Origin of the sequence: Streptomyces sp. NPDC048496, from assembly GCF_043200055.1 — a bacterium.
Taxonomy (GTDB): Bacteria; Actinomycetota; Actinomycetes; order Streptomycetales; family Streptomycetaceae; genus Streptomyces.
Map to the genome: position 1 here is coordinate 13,836 of NZ_JBICXB010000028.1, position 19,515 is coordinate 33,350.

Here is a 19,515-nt window from a genome sequence, read left to right on the forward strand (position 1 = left end):
TCGGAGTATTCCACTCGGCGCACTCCGCTACGACTCGCGCGATCTGCCGACGCTTCGGGTAGCTGGAGCGAATCTTAGAGAGGCGTTCCGCGTACAATTCCGCGACATCGGCCCCTTCTTCGGACAACAAGCGGAAATCACCCTCGCGCCATATGTCCTCAACTCCCCGCAGAGTCGTCTTGATTCCCTGAAACTCCGCCCTTGAGTATCCGCCGCCAGCCTGCAACAGATCATCGCAGGAATCCCAGAAGTTCCCCACGCTGGACCTGATCCTCCATTCGCGATCGTCTGAAGGCAGCTCTTGCGACGCCACCAGAATCGCTACGCCAGCGGCTGTCGATTGGAAATATGACGGGTCAGACGAGTCCTCCAGAGCGCCGATCTCGCTTCGCCAGCTCCTCAGCGAGGCGATCTTCTCTGCACCTCCAGGACCTGCTGGACCGCTGCACCCAGCGACGATGTCATCGATCTCTGCAAGGTGCGAGGCCCCCGCAACCTCAAGGATGGGTCGCATCCTGGCGAGAGACAGCCCTCCGGTCAGGCTCCACAAGTCCATCAGCCGCCACCCCCTAGAACCACTCGCCATGGCGTGTTTCCAGTACTCGACACTCCGGTGCCCTTGCCGATCGGGCTTGGTGTGAGGCCCACGCCTGGACCTGTCGCTTGCGCGAAGCATGCAGGGCACATCCTAGTCGACGAAGCCATCCCTGTGATCTCCCAGTCGCTCCCCAAACGATTCATGATCGTAGCCTCGGCATGGCCTTGCCCGGGGATGTAGCGCTCGCCGCGCAGCGGCGCATTGCCACCCCTCCATTCATCGGGCAGACCCGTGCGTTCAGTTGCAACCCACGTTTCAGATCGACCCGTATTCACGTTACGAACTCGGGCAACCGCAACTGTCGACGCCTCGTCGGCCCGCGTTGCATAAAGCTCGCGGGCTCGATCAAGCAGAGCACCGCCGCAATTGTGAACCAGTACCGGCGCGGCCCCTGCCAGCACATAGTACGTGTGCTACGCGGCCCCTCTCTATCTGCGTATTCGCAGATCAGCGGCGGTTTCGGGTTCCGCTGGTGTCCGTGGCTGTGCGGGGGAATCCGTGGGTGTTGCCGTCGCTACTGCCGTCAGGCGGTTCAGCCCAGGTACGGCTTCTCGCGGTGTTCCAGGAAGTGCTGGAGCCTGAGTCGTTGGGTGTGGTGCATCGGCAACTGCTCGATCTCTTCGGGCGGTACGAACCGGAGTTCGGTGGACTCGTCGGAGATCTCCAGTTGGCCGCCGGTGATGCGGGCGGTGAAGCAGACGTTGAACTGGCGGCGGACCTCGCCGTCGGTGTAGGCGATGACGTGTTTCGGGTCGGTGTAGGTGCCGACCAGACCGGTGATCTCAACGTCGAGGCCGGTCTCTTCCTTGACCTCGCGGACGGCCGTGCCGGGCAGGGAGTCGGTGAGTTCCATCCCGCCGCCGGGCAGCGCCCACAAGTCGTTGTCTCGGCGGCGCTGGAGGAGGATGCGCCCGTGGTCGTCGGTGACGACGGCGGAGGCGGCGACGACCATGCTGTTCGGCTTGGGCGCGTTCGGGTCGTCGTAGTACTCGGTGCGGGCCACAGTCAGCCTTCCTCTCGTGCGGGCATTGCCGTCGTCCACACAGCGTCGAAGCTCTCGGCGTAGGTGTCGAACATGCCGCCTGTCTCGTGTCGGCGAAGATGCCATACGGGGGCGGCGTAGGCGTTGACGCCCCAGACGTGTGCGTTGACGAGTTGCTGGTCGTCGGCGCGGTAGAGGGAGTTGTAGAGCGTGGTTTCGTGGGTGCGGACTTCGATGCCGGGGGTGCCGGCGAGTGGCCTGTAGTGCATGAGGGCGAGGCGGCAGCGGGATTCGATGCCGTGGCCGAACCGTTCCTCCTGGCCGCGGGCTTGGACGGTGTCGCTGTCGGCGTCTCCGATCGCGATGCGGACGGTGCAGCCTTGGGCGGCGCGTTCGGTGAGGAGTTCGTTCAGCCGGGGGTACGCCTCGTGGAGGAAGACGGCCGCGTAGACGAGGATGTCGATCCGTTCCCGGGCCTGGGCCATCAGGTCGGTGAACGCCGAGACGGGGATGTCGGCCCGCTGCTCGTAGAGCGCCACCAGCTCAGGGCTGATGGCGCGGGCGGGGCGGGCCTGGCGGAGCGCCGGCCAGAGTGCGTGCACGTCTTCTCCCAGGACCTTGGCCGCCTGGAGGGCGGTGGCACGACGTGGGATACGCCCGAGGTTCACCCAGCGCTCGACCGACTTGGGGTCGACCTCGACCTGCTGAGCGAGTGCGGCGTACGTCCAGCCTCCCGCCGCCATGACGGCTCGTAGTCTCTCGTTCGGCACGAGTCTCCCCCTTCGTCTCAGGACGGCACTAGGGACGTTCTACACGGTGCAGGACGTCCCGAAGTGGGGTTTGGCGGAGGTTCCTTCGTCCCGGTGACCGGCGTGAGGATCGGTGCCGACCCTGTGGCACCAACAGGCCCAGGGGCACGCATCCACGCCGCCGAGGAGCGTCACCGTGCGAAAGAGCACCACGCCATGTGTTCCTGCCCTGCGACTGGACGCCCGGTCGCGCGCCGCCTCGCCGGGGTGGTCACGATGACGGCCCCTACCCCTGATGCCGACGGGCACACCGTCTCGCCCGATGCCGGCGCCCTGGTGGTCGACCGGCGGAGCGGCAAGGTGGGCGTGGTGATGGGGCATGTGGGGCCGCACGTGCAGCTTCGGCCGCCGCGCGGTGGCCGGGAGTGGGACGTGCCGCCCGAGGACGTACGTACGCCGACTCCGACGGAGGAGTTGAGCGCGAAGGTGGCCGTGGCCAACCGGAGGTGGGGACGGTGACCCCTCGCTCGGTCCTGCGCTACGAGACCTGGACGCTCCAGCCCGACCGCGAGCCGGACGCGGAGCCGGTCCTGTACGCGATGCAGTGTGCCGTGGACGGAGAGACCTCACCGACAAGCGAGGACTTCGCCGAACCGCAGGACTGGGTGCTGCGGCACTGCGGTCAGAACCCGTCGCACCACACCTACCGGGAGATCATCACCCGCCCCTGGCGGACCTGGCGCCAGACGTGAGCCACTCTCCTCGCCCAGGCGCCGCACCGCGCTGACCCACCCGACTCCCGTCCCTGCCGGGCGCAGCCGATCGAGGCTCCCCCGCACTCGTCAGCCCCGGCAGGGACGGGCCCTCACCTGCGTGCCGGGCCCATGGTCATGAGGTTCTGGCCTCTGCCACAGAAAGTCAGCCACGACGGCGGGCGTGCCGACCGATCACCCGCCACGTGTGTCTCGCTCAACCCCGCACCGGCATCAGCCCAGTTATCTCCATCGTCACGGCCCCCAGCCAGGCAGCAAGCATGGGCGTCCGGGACGGCGCAAGCCCGCCGGGCGCCCTCTCAGGTGCCCGGCCAGTCTGCTGCTGAGCGGTCGGACCGGGGCTTCCGATTGGTAGTCCGGCCTACGCTCCCGGGCTCTGCGCGCCGAGTGGTCGGCGGCCGTCGCCAGCGGGGCGGCAGACAGGAGCGGGCGGCGGTCACCGACCGCCGACGCGCGGCGGCCCGCGTCAGCGGGACGCCCTTGATCAAGTAAAGAAACTCTGAACAGCTCACCCCGTCCAACCCACCGGCCGGGCTGCCGGGTCGCTGGTCAGGACCGCCGTTGCCGGCGCTTCTTCGATTCGGCCAGTGCGGCTTCGAGTTTCTCGCGCGGCGATGCGTCCGAGTCGGCGTCGGCTTCATGGAGGGGGGGCAGGAACAGGCCGCGTCGGCTTGTCTCGCGTTTGATCTTCCGGCGCTCGTTGAAGATCCGTTGGTGTTCCTCACGGATCGTGGCCCATCGCTGGTCGAGTTCTGCTTCCCGTGCCAGGAGCTCGTCATCGGTGAGGTCGGCGAAGTCGGCGGCGGCTGCGCGGGCCTCGCGGGCGATCTCTTCCCGTAGCAGGTAGTTCGTGATCGGCCCGTGGTGCTTGCCCGGTTCCGGGGTCTGGCGCACGAAGACACCGCGGCCCTTGACCGAGTACACGAGTCCTTCCTGCTTGAGGCTTCGGTAGGCGTTCTGCGCGGTGGAGTTGGCTACTTGGAAGCGCTCTTGGATCTCACGGGCGGGCGGGAGCTGGGAGCCCGGAGGGTAGGTGCCTTCTGCGATGTCGCGGCGGAGGAAGTCGGCGACCTGAACGTAGGGCGGGCGGCTGTCGTCGTTGCGGATGAGGTCGGCCGGCCAGTCCGGGCCTGACTCCTCTCCGTCTTCGTCCGCTGGGGAGTCCGGGGCATCGCTCCCGCTGTCCGTCGAGCTCACGAAGCTGCCCCGGCCGAGTTGGGAGTAGACCAGCCCTTCCTGTTTGAGGACCCGCAGGGCGTTCTGGACGGTGGAGCTGGAGACGCCGAACCGCTCGCCGAGCACGTTCGCCGAGGGCAGTCGCTCGCCCGATGTGAACTCGCCGGTCAGAATCGCGTCCCGCAGGGCAGCAGCGGCCTGGAGATACGGCGGTCGGGAGTCCTCGTCCAAGGGCAGGGTCATGACCCCACGGTATCGCCTGCCCGGTAGGTCGCTACGGACAGATCACTGTGCTTCCCGCCTGATCGCCCACCCACCTCATCGGCGTCACAACTTCATCGGGGTTGCAAGTTTTACGATTATCTCTCTATGCTCATGCCGAGCCGATCAAGCGGCTCCATCGAACGAGGATGTGATGGCATGGCCATGACTCGAATCCGGGTTGCTCTGCTGCCGTCGGCGGTGTGCATCGCGGGCACCGAACCGGCGCTGAAGATCAAGGACCAGCAGACCGGGGAGGTCGCCACCGACCGGGAGACCGGCGCGTCGCTGTACACGGTGACCGTGATGCTCATGGAGGACGGTCGCGCCGAAGTCCTGAAGATCACCGTCCCGGAGACGGGCCTTGCGGCCGGGCTGAAGCCGGGGGCGATGGTGCGGCCGGTGGACCTTTTCGCGACCCCGTGGGCGCGGATCTTCAACGGTCAGCTCTCCGACGGCGTCGCCTACCGGGCTTCCCGCCTGGAACTGGTGACGGTGGAGGCGAACCAGTGACCCGCTTCGAACGCCACCTGTCGGAGCGGGAGTTGTCCTCGCTCCGGCCCCTGCCTGATACGGAAGGCAAGGCCACCTTCGCCGTCTCGGCTGCCGTGCTCGATGTCCTCGGCCTGGCCCCGGAACAGGCGGCCCACCTCGACCTGGGCGACGTGTTCCGCCTGATACGCGAAGAGGGGGCCTGACATGGAAGCCATCACGGGATACGCCTCGTACGCGCTGCCGATCACTACGGCGCTCATCGGTGTGTGGCTGGTGTGGACGGTGGTGCGCTACGTGCGGGCCGACAAGGGCACGCGGGTCAGCATGCGGCAGGCCGTCCGGGTCCGCTGGGGCTGGGTACGCCTCGCGCGGATGGCCGGACTGACGGTCACCGACAAGACCCCGAGCCTGCTCACGCAGATCACCGCCCAAAAGGACAGTCCCCCGCCCGCTCCCCGGATCCTGACGCCGAAGATCAAGGTCAAGCCCGACCAGTACGGCGTGATCGTGCAGGCCCGGACGCTGCCGCAGGTCGGACTGGAGGAGTACCAGAAGTCGGCGCGGTTCCTGGCGGACGCCTGGCGGTGCACGCGGGTCTCCGTGCTGCCGGACGGCCCCGGCAAGGTGCTGATCCGGGGCGTGCGCTCCGATCCGCTGACCACGCCGACCCGCCATCGGCCCACCGGCCGCCCGCTCGCGGACCTGACGCGCTGGGAGCTGGGAGTGGACGAGTACGCCGCCCGGGTGTGCGTGTCCCTGGCCAACGTGCCCGGAGTGACGGTGGCTGGCGTCCCGGGTGCGGGCAAGACCTCGGGGGTCAACAAGTTCGTCTGTGACTTCGCGCCGTCTGCGTCCGTGCAGATCGCGGGTGCGGACGGGAAGGTGTCGCGGGCCTCGGAGGGCGACTACGCCGACCTGGTCAAGCGGATGTTCGCGTTCTGCGGAGACGATCTCGATGAAGCGAACGCGCTGTTCAAGCGCCTGGTGGAGCTGCGCAAGCGGCGCTCGGCGACCATCCGGGACGTGCTGGGCGTGAAGAACATGTGGCACGTCGGGCCCTCGCCGCAGTGGCCGCTCACGGTCCTGATCATTGATGAGGCGCACACGTACTTCCGTGAGTACAAGGGAAGCGACCCGGCCACGAAACGGCTGGCCGCGCTGACGGCGGAGAACGCCCGGCTGGTGGAGGACCTGGTCAAAAAGGGCCGCAGCGTAGGCATCCTGGTGATCCTGATCAGCCAGAAGACCACCGGCGACGCCATCCCCACCTTCATCCGCGACGTGTGCCCCATCGGGCTGTCCTTCGCGCAGAAGACCGTGGAAGCAGCGGTGGCCGCACTCGGTGACGACATCCGCAACTGGCCCGACGCCAGCCCGGTCACCTTGCAGGACCCCGCCTACGTCGGCGTCGCGGTCATGGCGATGCAGGGCCGCCCCGGCTACACCCGCATCCGCACCCCCTACGTCTCCGACGCCGACGCCGCCCGCGTCGCCGAAGCCACCTCGCACCTGACCGCCGATCCGGACCTGTGCCTGGACGCCCTCCTCGCCTCGACCGGCCGGACCACGGCACCCCGGCCGTCGCTCGCCAAGTAGCCCCGAAAGCCCACACCGGAAAGGAGGTTGAGGACATGGCGGAGGAACGGTTCACCCGGCGCACCGTGACCGTGGTCATGGCGGTCATCGCGGCCCTGGCCTTCGTCTTCTCCTTCGGCAACGTCTGGGCCCTCGCCCTGCGGCTCGGCGTCCCCCACCCGATCGCGCCACTGATCGCCCCCATGGTCGACCTGTCCGTCGTCGGGCTCCTGGTCGCCCTGCGCTTCCTCGCTCTGCGCGGCGTCCCCAAGGCGGAGCTGAAGGCCGGCACCCGGCTGCTGCACCTGTGCGGCCTGCTCACCCTCGCGCTGAACACCGCCGAACCGCTGCTGGCCGGACGCTACGGACGGGCCTGCCTGGACACCGTCGCCCCCCTCCTGCTCCTCGGCTGGGGCCACGTCGGCCCCGCCTTCCTCGCCCAGTTCCACACCCACACCCGCCCCAACCCGCACCTGGAGGCCACCGCCGCCACCCTTGCCACCGAGCCGGTGCCCGACGTCGCACCATCACCCGAATCGGCACCCCCGACGCCCGCCCCGCAGATCGCCGCCTCCCTGATCGAGGAGCTGGAGCCCGCTCCGGCCGCCGCTCCGCCGGTCGCCGTCACCACGACGGGCCGACCCGCTTCCGGCCCTGCCCTTCCGGCCGCCCTGCTGGACGCGGCCCGGCGCATCGCGGACACCCACCGCGCCGAGCACGGAACACCGATCACCGCCGCCCACCTGGGCACACGCATGGGCATCGCCCTCCCGGTGGCCACCACCGCACTCGCTCAGCTCTGAACACCGGCCCCCACCGGCCACATCCCCCTCGCTGAACCCACGCCCGCCCCTGGGCCTGGTTCGCCATGCCCCGAGCAGCACCAACAAGCCGACAGATCCGGCTGGTTGCTGCTCGGGGCCACCCACCCGAACCGAAGGGACACGCCCCGAATGGTCACCCTGGACCTGCGCCACGTGGCAAGCCCCGCCGTACGGGACCTGCTCCACCTCGTCAACCACCCCGACTTCGACCGCGCACAGCAGCAGATCGAACGCCTCGGCGGCTGCGCCGAACCCATCCGCCTGACCGGACAGACCACCACCGTCGACACCACGACCGGCGAAGCCCTTCGTGCCTATACCTCCTCCGACGAGCCGACGGGCAGCCTGCTCACCACGTGCGGCAACCGCCGCTCCTCCCGTTGCCCGGCCTGCTCCCGCCTCTACGCCGCCGACACCTACCACCTCATCCGCGCCGGCCTCTCCGGCGGCAAGACCGTGCCCGACACCGTCCGCACCCACCCCCGCGTCTTCGCCACCCTCACCGCACCCTCCTTCGGCCCCGTCCACAACCGCCCCACCACCCCCGGCGGCGACATCAGGCCCTGCCGCTGTCACCAGCTCCACGGACCCACGGACGCCCTACTGGGCACGCCGCTGAACCCGGCGACGTACGACTACGCGGGTGCGGTCCTGTTCAACGCCCACGCCTCCGCTCTGTGGGCCCGCTTCACCATCTACCTGCGCCGCGAGATCGCCGCCCGGCTCGGCCTCACCCAGAAGGCCGCCCGCGCCGTGCTGCGGATCTCCTTCGCCAAAGTCGCCGAGTACCAAAAGCGCGGCCTGGTCCACTTCCACGCCGTCATCCGGCTCGACGGCCCAGACGGCAACACCACGCCCCCGCCCCCGTCTGCCACCGTCACCGTGCTCACGGACGCCATCCGGGCCGCAGCCCGCCGTGTCCGAGTGGCCCTCACGTCGGACGCGATCGGGGAGCGCGAACTCACCTGGGGAACACAGCTCGACGTGCGCGAGATCGCCGCCTTCGGCACTGACGCCGAACTCACCGACCAGGCCGTGGCCGCCTACGTGGCCAAGTACGCCACCAAGTCCGCCGACGCCTCCGGCACCCTCGACCACGCCCTGTTCTGCCGCCCCTGCCAGGGACGCGGCGCCACCCTCCTGCCTCATGGAACCCCGCTCCCGTGCACCGCTTGTGACGGCACCGGGCAGGCCCGTCCCCTGCCCCGGCTCGCCGTCGCCCGGCATGTGCGGCAGATGATCCGCACCTGCTGGGAGCTGGGCAGGCTGCCGGAATTCACCGGCCTCAAGCTCTGGAAGTGGGCGCACATGCTCGGCTTCCGGGGCCACTTCTCCACCAAATCCCGCCGCTACTCCACCACCCTCGGCGCGCTGCGCGACGCCCGCCGCACCTGGCGCACCGAACAGGCCCGCGCCCACGCCAGCCTGCCCGAGCACGACCCGGACACCACCCTCGTCATCGGCCACTGGGCCTACCAGGGCTCGGGCTACAGCCCCGGCGGCGCGCTCCTTGCGGCCCACGTCTGGCACCGCCGGGAACTGGAACGCCGGTTCATCGCCGAAGAGGGCTGCGGATGAACGCGCAGGAACCCGCCCCGCCCCGGCGGGGACTGAGTACGCCGGAAGAGCTGCTGACCGTGCCCCAGGTCATGGCCCGCCTCCAGCTCGGCCGCTCCGCCGTCTACGACCTGCTCCGCACCCGGCAGCTCGCCTCGATCACCCTCGGCCGCGCCCGCCGCATCCCCGCCGACGCCCTGACCGACTTCATCCGCACCCGCCTCGACCAGGAAGCCGCCGCCTGATGACCACGCCCCGAGACACCCCCGCCTCCCGCCGTACCCGCGCCAACGGTGACGGGACCGTCTACCAGCGTAAGGACGGCCGATGGGAAGCCGCCGGATACGTCCTCGCCCCCGGCAACACCCGTCGCCGTGTGCGCGTCTACGGCACCACCCGGAAGGAGGCCCTGGCCAAGCTCACCGAGAAGATCGCCGCCAGCAACCGCGGCGTCCCCGTCCCCTCCGCGCAGGGCAGCGTGGCCGCGTACCTGACGTACTGGCTGGAGGCGGTCGCCGTCCACCACCTCCGCGAGAACACCCACACCCGCTACACCGCCTGCGTCAACCGGTACCTCATTCCCGGCCTGGGCAAGAAGAAGCTGGCCAAGCTCACCGCCAAGGACGTCCGCACCTGGCTCAACCAGCTCCGCACCACCTGCCAGTGTTGCACCCGTCACATCGACGCCCGGCGCGACCGGTCCCGCTGCTGCGCCGCCGGCCAGTGCTGCCACAAGCTGCTCTCCCCGCTGACGCTGACCTACATCCACTCCGTGCTCAAGTCCGCCCTGGAGCACGCCGTCCGTGAGGAGGAGATCCCGCGCAACGTCGCCCGCAACGTCCGCACCGGCACCCCAAGGCCCCGACGCTTCGAACCCCTCACCGCCGACGAAGCCCGCCGACTCCTCACTTCCACCCAGGGTCATCGGCTGCACGCCCTGTTCGAACTCGCCCTCCACACCGGACTCCGCAAGGGCGAACTCCTCGGCCTGCACTGGGAAGACCTCGACCTCGACGCGGGCACCGCCGCGATCCGCCGAACCTTGCAGCGCAAGGCCGCAGGCGGGCTCACCACGCTGCCCACCAAGACCCGGGCCTCCGAACGCCGCATCGCCCTCCCTACCCGCTGCGTCCAGTCGCTGAAGCACCACCACGAACAGCAGCGGCGCGAACGTGCGACCGCAGACACGGCGTGGCAGCACAGCGGGCACGTGTTCACCACAGCGCAGGGTCGACCGATCGACCCGACAAACCTGACCCGCACCTTCATCGCGCTCCTCCGCAAGGCCGGCCTCCGCCGCATCCGCTTCCACGACCTCCGCCACTCGACCGCCACCCTGCTCCTGGAACAGGGCGTCGAACTCGTCGTGATCAAGGAACTCCTCGGCCACGCCCACATCGGCGTCACCGCCACCGTCTACGCCCACGTCCGACTCCGCCTCCAGCGCGACGCCATCGACACCCTCAGCACCGCACTCGACAGCCCGGAGAACACCAAGACGGCACGCTCCGACGGCGACGAACCGCCACCCGGCGCCGCCCTCGTCCGCTGACGTTGCCGTCAACTACTGCCGTCACCCCACACAGACGCCTCGCCAGACACCGCCTGACGGGGCGTCAAATTCGCTTGCGCACATCGAGAAGCAAATTGAAGTTCAACAAACAGCGACATCACCGCGAAATTCGCGCATAACCTTCATGATCGAGTAATAAATACCGTCTCACCGAAAGGGAGATTCCATCTTGCATGAAGCGCCACCGAGAACCTTCATCAGTGCAATGGGTGCCGTGTACCCGAATCTCTGCACCACGGATCCTGACAGTAGGAAGGTGGCACATCCGCCTGTCCATTCAGAGAGTGGTACGCGCCAAAGTCACCACGATCCCAGCAAATCGCCGTAGGCCTCTGACCGCTTCTTAGTTCGCAAAATTCCTCGACGGCCGCACGAATATCAGATACCGGCAGCGTATTGCGGGGCTCGAAGAGCCTCCAATCGCCCAAATCAGCAACAACGTTTTGATCCAACACCGGCGGTTCCGGATTCCTGGAGGTCCACACACTCCTCGCAATCTCCCGATCCACTCGAACTACGGAATCCTCGGGAACTTGCCACCTCAATGCGCCATATCCTGTAAGCGGATTTGTCGAGACCTGAAGACAGCTGTCAAAATACCGATCTGATTTCATCGGATCCCTATGTGGCGCCAAGAGTACAAACGTTGCAAGAATGCCACCCTTTGGCTGTCCAACCACATTTGGCCCTCGGTCGGGCCCGCCGGTCACCAACTCTCCAATCAAGCGCCTAAGAATAGCTCCCGACGCTGCATGATATGTCGTACCGCCAGTGAAAATAGTCAGAATCATTAATATCCTCCAACGTTCGCAGGTGAGGCGATGCGGAATACTGAAACTAGACCGGCCCCACCCCGGAAAATTCTACCCCAGGGCGGGGCCGGCCGGATATTACACCTCTTAAGATTAACCGCCGCCCAGCATAGTTACCCCGTGCCAGCCCTCTTCAGTGCGCCAAACGGATGTCAGGCTAGACCCTCTTGGTAGAATTGCAGACACCCCAGTCATGCATGAATAGGGACCAGAACAAACCCCGTCAGAATTATTGATTACGACTGTCGCCCTCTGAACGCCATTGCTTCTCATAGCCAAAGCGATCTTGGTTTCTACATGAGATGCGGCCGCGAACCCACCTGCAGCGTCGTGAGGCACGCCAGATTTTCTGAGCGCGTCCCTCACTTGCACGAATGAACCATTCTCACCGCTTGATACAGGAGCTCCGACTTTATTCCCAGCGTCATCAACTACCTGACCAGTCGTAATCTTGCTGCCTGCCAACTCGTCCGCGATGCCGTCGAGCGGATTGCAGTTGTGAACAAGGACCGGCGTAGCCCCCGCCAGCACATAGTACGTGTGGACGTCACCGACGGTCAGGTTGTGAACCGTCGCTCCGGGGCTCGTCCAGCGCTGGACCGAGCTGATCTGGACGTACACACCGGCGCTGGTCTGCAGCCACTGGCCGTCATGCAGGTCGGTGGCCTTGATCCACTTGCCCAGCTCGGGGACCCAGAACGGGTGGCCGTCGGTCGCGGTGACCCGGGCCGTCTTGGTGCCCTTCTTGCCGTCGACGTCGATCGTGACCTTGACAAGGTGCTTCAGGCCCTGGCCCTTGATCTCGGCCGTGACCGTCTCGATCCGAGTCTCGCCCGTCTTCGGGTCGGTCGCCACGACCTTGTCGCCGGCCTTGACCTGCTCGATCGGCTTCGTGGTGCCGTCGGCCATGAGGACCTTGGTGCCCGGGACAAAGCTGTTGCCGATCGAGCAGGAGCCGCTGCTGCCGCCTTCCTCTACCTTGCCGGCGCCGCCGGAGCCGCTCGATCCGCCCTTGCTGCGGGCGGATCCGCCGGAGCTGCCGCCGCCGCCTCCGCCGGAGCTCTTGCTGCCGCCGCCCTTGCCGCCGCCTGTGCTGTGGGAGGAGACCTTCGGAGCGGCCTTGACCTGGGCCTGCTTCTGGGCGGGATTGCCCGTCTTCCGTTTCGCGGCGGCAGCCGCGTCGGCTAGTTTCTTGGCGGCCTCGGCGGCTTTCTTCTTCGCTCGTTGCGCGGCTTCCTTCTTGGCTTTCTCGATGGCGAGTTTCTTGGCCCGTAGCGCTGCGGCTTCGGCGGCCTTGGCTGCCTTGAGGACGGCCTCGGCGGCCTTCTTGGCGACCTTGAACGCCTTGATGGCGTCGATCGTGCGGTTGACGGCCTTGATGACTGCCGGGATCTTGCCGAGCTTCGCCCACGGGATCGCGTCGACGGCGATGCTCACGCAGGACCACATGTCACCGCCGAAGCAGGCCATGGCGTCGTTGATGCCGATGAAGTCCTTCAGCGTCTCCCACGCGACCGCGAGGATGACGGAGGTGAGGGACTTGCCCTGCATTGCCTGTGCCTGTGCGACCTGGGCCGCGGACAGACCCGCGCCCGCGAGGGCCGCGGCCTGCTCCGAGGCGGTCAGGCTGATGGCCAGACCCGTCGGGTCCGAGTACGTGGCCGGGTTGTTGTGGGCGTAGACGTACCCGTTGGCCTGCTGCGGGTCGTTCATGTCGAGCACCGGGTCGGCGGACAGGAAACGTCCGACCGTCGGGTCGTAGAGACGGGCGCCCAGCGGCTGGAAGCCGGAGGCGTCGTCGCGGGATTTGCCCAGGAATCCGCTGCTGTTCTGGAAGTTCTGCCCCACCGTGTCGGCGCCGCGCTGGTTGCCGAACGGGTCCTGCTTGCGTATCCGGACGGGCATGCCGGTGGTGAGTGCGACCTCCGCGTACGCGGAGCCCTGGTGGTCCGAGGCGAGCGCGGTGAGCGCCTCCCCGCCCGTGCCGTTGGCGTAACGCATGATCGCGCCGCCGGGGGCCGCGTAGGTGCGCTCGGTACGGACGAGGACGCCGCCCTGCTGGATGGTGACCTGCGCCTCACCGAGATTCAGCGTGGCCTGCTTGCCCTGGATGGTCAGCAGACGTCCGCCGTCGGGGCCGTAGATGTGCCGGGTGTCGTTCTGCGGCAGCCACTGCTGGGCGGCCTGGGCCGCGTCACAGGTGGTGAGCACGATCGCGGTGCCGCTCACGTTCGCCGCGCCCTGCACCGCGAGGCACAGGTTGGAGTCGACGTGGGTCAGCTGACCCGAGGCGTTGCGCTTCAGCTTCTGGGCGCTGCCGCCGTCGCACTTCTTCAGCTGGACCGCGGAACCGGCGGCGTTGGCGGCCGGCTGCAGACACCAGGTGTCGTACATCTTCAGGGTGCCGAGGTCCGGGTTCGCCTGCGGAGCCGAGGCCGTGCCCGGGACCGGGTCGAAGTGCCAGGCCTGCGCCACCGTGCCGTTGCACTGGTAGAGCTGGACCGGCTGACCCGCCGCGGCGAGACCGGACTTGAGGTCGATGCACTTCTGGCCGAGACCCACGTACGGGGTCTTGCCTCCGGAGCCCGAACCGGTGATCCGCTCGACCTGGCCGTCCCAGGTCCAGGTCAGGTCCTGCTTGTCACCGTTCTGGACCGAGGTGATCGACTTGGTCTCGCCGGTCAGCTCGTACAGTCGCGTGGCCTCGGCCGTGACCTGCGCCCCCGCGGGGGTCGTGTATTTCTTGGTGACCTTGGTCAGGGTGTGCGGCTGGTCCTTCGCGGCGTTCTTGCCGTACGCGTAGTCGGTGACCGCGTCCTTGGCCGTGTTGCCGGCCAGGTCCTTCTCGGTCAGCTTGGTGCGGTTGCCGAGAAGGTCGTACTCGTACTCCTGCCAGTAGCCGGAGCCGTCCCTGCCCGACGCCACGTTGAGCGTGCCGTCGGTGTTCTTCGGGTTGGTGCAGTTGGTCTGGTCCTTGGAGGTCCAGGCCGACTTGAGCTGACCCACCGGGTCGTAGACGAAGCACTGGCGCTCCTCGATCCCGGTGGACATCTCCTGGATCGAGGTGACGTTGCCGGCCGGGTCGTAGGTGTAGCCCCGGTTCGAGACCAGGTTGCCATCGACCACGGACTTGTCCGCGTCGGCGCCGCCCTTCTCCCGGTAGACCGACTGCTCCGTGAGCGCGCCGCTGGACTCGTCGAACGCGTTCTGCGTCCACACCCGGTAGGGCTGGGCGCCCAGGGTGGAGCGCATGACCTGGCCGTACGGGTCGTAGACCGTCTCGGAGCCGTACCAGTCCTTGCCGGAGATCGAGAGCGGCAGACCCTGCTTGTTGTAGCGGACGACCAGCTTCTCCGAGGCGAACTTGCCCGCCTCGGGGAGCGTGGTCTCGTCCAGCATTCCGTTGTCGGAATACGTGTAGCTGTAGGTGTAGTCCTTCTTGAAGCCCCACGTGTCGACGATCGACTGCGGCAGGGACAGCGTGGTCGAGGTCGGCGCGTAGTCCTTGGTGTAGCCGTTGACCTTCTGGGTGTACGCCAGACCGTCGGTGTAGCGCGTGGCGGTCGCGGGCATGCCCTTGCCGCCCGGGACGGTGTCGTACGTGTAGTCGGCCAGCACGGTTCCGGCGGCGCTGTTCAGGCGCTGCTGCTTCGGCCGCGACAGCTCGTCGTAGCCGCTCCAGACCTTGATGCCACGGGCGTTCGTGAGGGTCAGAACGCGGCCGAAGGCGTCGTACTCCGTAGAGGTCGCGCCCGCGTCCGGGTCGGTCGCTGTCAGCAGCTTGCCCTGGTGGTCGTACGTCCAGGTCCACGGGTGCGTCGTGTCGGCGGAGGCGGTCGCCTTCTCCAACTGGCCGTGCGCGTCGTAGTCGTAGCTCGTCGACGTGAACCCGCCGGGTGCTGCCGGATTGACGGTGTCCGTGCGGACCGTGCGGCCCAGCGCGTCGGTGAAGACCGTGTAGGACGAGTCACCCTGCGGCTGGACGACCTTCGACCAGTCCTCGCCGTACTCGTACTTCGTGGCCCGGTCCTCGTACGCCTTGGAGTAGGACTCCTTGGTCTTCGGGTCGACCCACTTGAGGTACGGGGTCTCCTTGACCACGCGGCCGAGGCCGTCGTAGGTGTAGCGGGTGATGTTGGGAACGACCGTGTCGGAGACCGGGGTGAAGAGTTCGCCCGGCGTGGCCTCCTGGGTCAGATAGGCGTTGTTGGTCTGGTAGACCTCACCGGCGCTGTCGTACAGCGTGTCGGTGATCAGCCAGCCGGAGCCGTTGTCCGACTCCTCCTGCGTCTGGCGCTCACGGCCGAGGCCGTCGTAGAGGGTGACAGAGGTGTCGATCCGGTCCTCGTAGCCACGCGCGTACGTGGTGACGTACGGAGGCTTGCGGATCTTGATCTTCGGGTCCTTCGGGTCGGTCTCCTCCTTCGGGACCGTGTAGACCGCGCGGAAGTCCGGGACGCCGCTGCCAGGGGTGCGGCCCGGGGCCCACGCCTCGGCCAGACGGCCCAGCGGGTCGTACCGGGCCTCACTGACGAAGTTGTTGACGTCGGTCGTCTTGAGGGTGACCGCGCGGCCCGGCTCCAGCTCCTGGATCTGGCTGTGGCCGGCGATGTTGGTCGTGGTGACCTTGAACACCTGGCCCTGGGGCGGGTCGTAGGTGATCGTGGAGGACTTCGGGATCGGCTGCTTCAGCTGTTCCGGGCTGGTCGTCCGGATCACCCGGCCGACCTCGTCGAAGCCCGTGGTGCCGTTGGTCTCGAAGCCGGTGCCGGCGCCGTTGAGCGACCACGACTCGGTGGCCAGACCGCGGCTGTTCGCTGCGAGTGCGGTGCCGTGGGTCGTGCCGTCGTACGCGGTGCGGTTGGCGCCGCTGAGCGTGGACAGGTCGGCCCACTTGGCGTTCACACAGGTCGTCGGCGAGACCAGGACCTGCTTGGACAGGCCGATGAGGTTCTTGGTGGTCTGGTGCAGGTACTCCAGCTTGGTGCAGGACTCGTCGCCGGTCTTCTCGGTGTCGCCCAGCGACTCCACGAACTCGGGCAGACCGTACGTCGCGTCGTACGTCGTCGTGGTCTTCACCGAGCGCTGGGTGCGGCCGACGTTGCCCTTGTCGTCCTTGTCGTCCTTGTTCTTGCCGGACGCCTTGGTGTAGGCGATCTCCTCGGGCTCCGTGACCCGCCATGCCTTGAGCGGGTCCAGGCCGTCGTCACGGTCGCGCTTGGCCAGCTCGGTGGCCTCGGGCTTGGTGGTCGAGCGGGACAGCCAGTCCGTGTCGAGCTTGGTGGAGTCGGTGTACGTGAGCTCCTCGGCGATCCGGCCGGCGAACGCCTCGCGGTCCTTGGCTATCTCGGCACCGGTGATGTCCTTGACCGCAACGGTGTCGCCCATGCCGCGGAAGTAGCGGGTGACGGACTTGGAGCGCGGGCTGTCGGGGCCCGGGGTGTCCTCGCCGGGGGTGGAGCCCTCGCCGTTGTCCGCGGCGGACTTCTCCGGGCCGGTGATCACCGTGGTCTGCTCGAAGCCGGCGAACTGCGAATACGTGCGCGTGGACTTCTTGGTGAACTCGGCGTCGGCGAATTTCCAGGCCGGGTTCTTGTACTCGTAGGAGGTCCGGGTCGTGAAGTTGCCGGCGATGTTGGGCAGTTCCTCGATGGATTCCACGACGTACTTGTGGAACCAGTCGATGTCCTCGACCTCGGAGTCCGGGCTCCAGAACGACGGGTAGCACAGCCGTTTGTTGGCCTTCAGTGCCGCCTTGTCGGCCTTACCCGGAAACGGACCGGTCAGGCAGTCGCCCTCGATCGGCTTGTAGTTGACGACGGTCTCGCCGCCGTACTCGTTGACGATACGCGCGATGCGCAGCCGGGAGAAGCCCGGACGCGACGGGTGGACCGCCTGGACGCGGTTGGGCATGTCCTCGGTGTTCGGCTCGAACCGCACCGAGTTGAGCGTGATGCTGTCGTCGGTGGAGCCCTTGCGGGCGTAGCCGGTGCGCTGGACGGACTCCAGCCACAGGGCGGTGTTCGCGCCGGTCTTCAGCTCGGCGAAGGACTGCTTGAGCTGGTACTCGTCGACGTCCTCGCGGACGGTGGTGTCGGTGCGCCGCTGGGCCTCGGTCTGGATCTTGTCGAGGCGCTTGCGGGTCCAGAAGGACGGGCCGGCGTTCCAGCACTTCTTCTTGGCTTCACAGCGCAGGTCGGCCGGGGTGTCGAACCAGGGCCGGTACTTGCCCGGGTCCTTGGACTTGAAATTGCCCTCGATGCAGGTGACGCCGCCCACGGCGTAGCAGCGCTCGGCGACGGTGAAGCCGACGCGGGCCGGGGCCGTGGCGGTGAAGATGCTGTCCTTGCGCTGGCCGTAGTAAATGTGCGACAGGTAGCCGTCGCGGTCGTAGACGACCGGGGCCTTGAAGTTGAAGTTCCGGGCGTAGTAGTTCTGGTCCTTGTTCCACCACAGCGACATGGCGTTGCCGTGGACGTCCTCGACGTAGTCGAGGCCCCAGCGCCAGCCCTGGGTGCACCAGGAGTTCTTCCAGTCGTCGGTGGTCGGACCCTTGTAGCAGTCCTCGCCCGGGTGGTTGCCGTAGACCGGGACCGTGAGCACCGAGTCGGTGGTCGGGTCGTCGTCCGCGGTGTTGTCCGGGGTGCCCTTGTCGGACCAGCCGGGCAGCTTGTTCAGACCGAAGTGGTACTTGGTGCCGTCCTTGGTGGTGACGACCCAGTACTCACCGTCCTTCGCCTTGTTGCCGGTGTCCTTGCCGGTGATCCGCTCGATCTTGGAGCCGTCGCCGTTGGCGGTGAACCACTGGCCGACGGGCTTGCCGTTGCTGCCGTTCGGGCCCTTCGTGGCGTCCCAGACCAGCTCGGTGGTCATGCCGCCGAGCGAGAGGGTCGCGTTGTCCGAGCCCCAGCACAGGTCCGCGGTGCGGTGCGTCTTGTTGTTCGCACCGTCCTTCTTGGAGTCCTCGCGGCAGTTGACGTACGTACGGGTGATGGAGCCCGCGTTGTAGTCCCAGCCGTCACCGATCCACGACGCCTGGTTGTTCGACGAGGAGGTCCGGCCGTCGACCGACTGGGAGGAGTACGCCAGGCTGACCTTCGGCATCAGGCCGCCGGCGGTCTCGGGGACCTGCACGTCGTACGAGTAGGTGAACGCACCCGACGAAGAACCCGCCGACCAGGCGCCGGACGACAGCAGCGGGGAGGCCGTGAAGTCGCCCTGCACCGAGGAGCCGGTGTCGAGCATGCCGAGCGCGGCGCCGCCGGTGGTGTTGGCGACGGGCCGCACCCCGGCCTCGTAGGACGCCTTGGTGGCCTGGCCGGCCGAGGCGAAGTCCTCGCCGAGCAGGCCGGCGACCGGGACCGTGCCGGTGACGAGGGTGCGGGTGCTCGCCTTCTTCGCGGCCTTCGACTTGGTCGGCGCGTCCTTCGCCGCGACGACCTTGACCGAGGAACTCAGCCGCTGGAAGTGGGCCTTGCCGTTCTTGACGTCCTTGTCCCCCTCGGACACGGACATCGTCGTGACACCCGCGTCGTCCGCGCAGTCACCCTCCGTCGGCGCGGAATACACGCACTCCGGCAGCAGCATCAGACCGAAACGGTGAGCCGCCTGCGGACCATACAGATCCGCGAAACCGGTCGTGTCGACCGTCAGCGTCACCTCGGCGGCCGGGTCGACCGTCGCCGGCGGGGTCACCTTCATGACCAGACCCGACACACCCGCGTCCTGCGACGCGGTCTGCGGAGCCAGCCCCACAGTCCAGTTGCCGGCGAGGGCCGAGGCATCGCCGGCCTCGGGCACACCGATGGCAATCGGCAGATTGTTCGTCTCATTCGTCACCGGCACCGTGGCACCAGGCAGGGTCGACGACTCGATCTTCGCGCTACCACTGCCGTCGACCCACGGAGTGATGTTCGCCGGCGTATAAGGCTCGATCGGAACCTCGGGCGCCAGCGCCAGCGTCTTCGGGGCCGTCTCGTCGCCGGGGAGTTCGGTGCTCTTGGGCAGCACCGGCAGCTCGACCTTGGAGAGGTCCTTCTCGCGGTTCATGCCGGGACCGGGGATGGCCAGCGCCTGACCGCCCAGGCTGGTCACGGTCAATGTCGAGGACAAAAGGAGGACGGTCGCCGTGCGGCTTCGC

14 protein-coding genes are annotated in these 19,515 nt (G+C 67.7%); 9 read left to right on the plus strand and 5 right to left on the minus strand.

The window, feature by feature from the left end; all coding sequences use genetic code 11:
• Nucleotides 1-1,130: 1,130 nt before the first annotated feature.
• Nucleotides 1,131-1,601 carry an NUDIX domain-containing protein gene (locus tag ACGFSA_RS23220; RefSeq protein WP_301972569.1) on the minus strand — a complete coding sequence of 157 codons (471 nt, stop codon included), beginning with the start codon at nt 1,599-1,601 and terminating at the stop codon, nt 1,131-1,133.
• A gap of 2 nt (nt 1,602-1,603) precedes the next feature.
• Nucleotides 1,604-2,323 carry an XRE family transcriptional regulator gene (locus ACGFSA_RS23225; protein WP_393307211.1) on the minus strand — a complete coding sequence of 240 codons (720 nt, stop codon included), beginning with the start codon at nt 2,321-2,323 and terminating at the stop codon, nt 1,604-1,606.
• Nucleotides 2,324-2,596: 273 nt separating this feature from the next.
• On the opposite strand from ACGFSA_RS23225, the gene ACGFSA_RS23230 reads away from it, so the two are divergent.
• A complete protein-coding gene (locus ACGFSA_RS23230; RefSeq protein ID WP_093554521.1) occupies nt 2,597-2,848 on the plus strand; it encodes a hypothetical protein in 252 nt (83 codons plus the stop codon).
• Entirely contained in the window at nt 2,836-3,081 is a 246-nt protein-coding gene (locus tag ACGFSA_RS23235) for a hypothetical protein (protein WP_004000830.1), read from the plus strand. Before ACGFSA_RS23230 ends, ACGFSA_RS23235 begins: the two co-directional genes overlap by 13 nt.
• A 570-nt stretch (nt 3,082-3,651) precedes the next feature.
• Here the strand turns inward: ACGFSA_RS23235 and ACGFSA_RS23240 are convergent.
• Nucleotides 3,652-4,521, minus strand: a complete 870-nt coding sequence (locus tag ACGFSA_RS23240) for a GntR family transcriptional regulator (protein ID WP_393307102.1) — start codon at nt 4,519-4,521, stop codon at nt 3,652-3,654.
• Between the two features lie 177 nt (nt 4,522-4,698).
• Here ACGFSA_RS23240 and ACGFSA_RS23245 point away from each other — a divergent pair, with 177 nt between their 5' ends.
• From ACGFSA_RS23245 to ACGFSA_RS23275, 7 genes are all read left to right on the plus strand, one after another.
• The gene (locus tag ACGFSA_RS23245) at nt 4,699-5,052 is read left to right on the plus strand and encodes a hypothetical protein (protein ID WP_301972571.1); all 354 of its coding nucleotides are present in this window, start codon (nt 4,699-4,701) and stop codon (nt 5,050-5,052) included.
• On the plus strand, nt 5,049-5,237 hold the full coding sequence (locus ACGFSA_RS23250; RefSeq protein WP_393307105.1) for a hypothetical protein: 189 nt from the start codon (nt 5,049-5,051) through the stop codon (nt 5,235-5,237). The genes ACGFSA_RS23245 and ACGFSA_RS23250 overlap by 4 nt, the downstream gene beginning before the upstream one ends.
• A 1-nt stretch (nt 5,238) precedes the next feature.
• The gene (locus ACGFSA_RS23255; RefSeq protein WP_393307107.1) at nt 5,239-6,630 is read left to right on the plus strand and encodes a cell division protein FtsK; all 1,392 of its coding nucleotides are present in this window, start codon (nt 5,239-5,241) and stop codon (nt 6,628-6,630) included.
• A 35-nt stretch (nt 6,631-6,665) separates the two neighbouring features.
• A complete protein-coding gene (locus tag ACGFSA_RS23260; protein WP_116156787.1) occupies nt 6,666-7,412 on the plus strand; it encodes a DUF2637 domain-containing protein in 747 nt (248 codons plus the stop codon).
• A gap of 150 nt (nt 7,413-7,562) precedes the next feature.
• Complete coding sequence (locus tag ACGFSA_RS23265; RefSeq protein WP_393307110.1) at nt 7,563-9,011, plus strand: replication initiator; 1,449 nt, start codon at nt 7,563-7,565, stop codon at nt 9,009-9,011.
• The gene (locus tag ACGFSA_RS23270) at nt 9,008-9,235 is read left to right on the plus strand and encodes a helix-turn-helix domain-containing protein (protein ID WP_393307112.1); all 228 of its coding nucleotides are present in this window, start codon (nt 9,008-9,010) and stop codon (nt 9,233-9,235) included. Before ACGFSA_RS23265 ends, ACGFSA_RS23270 begins: the two co-directional genes overlap by 4 nt.
• A complete protein-coding gene (locus ACGFSA_RS23275) occupies nt 9,235-10,542 on the plus strand; it encodes a tyrosine-type recombinase/integrase (RefSeq protein WP_393307114.1) in 1,308 nt (435 codons plus the stop codon). The genes ACGFSA_RS23270 and ACGFSA_RS23275 overlap by 1 nt, the downstream gene beginning before the upstream one ends.
• Nucleotides 10,543-10,760: 218 nt before the next feature.
• Here the strand turns inward: ACGFSA_RS23275 and ACGFSA_RS23280 are convergent, their stop codons facing one another.
• Both ACGFSA_RS23280 and ACGFSA_RS23285 read right to left on the minus strand, forming a co-directional pair.
• Nucleotides 10,761-11,354, minus strand: a complete 594-nt coding sequence (locus ACGFSA_RS23280) for an Imm1 family immunity protein (protein ID WP_393307116.1) — start codon at nt 11,352-11,354, stop codon at nt 10,761-10,763.
• Between the two features lie 114 nt (nt 11,355-11,468).
• Nucleotides 11,469-19,424, minus strand: coding sequence for a DddA-like double-stranded DNA deaminase toxin (locus ACGFSA_RS23285; protein WP_393307214.1), 7,956 nt, complete (start codon nt 19,422-19,424; stop codon nt 11,469-11,471).
• Nucleotides 19,425-19,515: the final 91 nt, after the last annotated feature.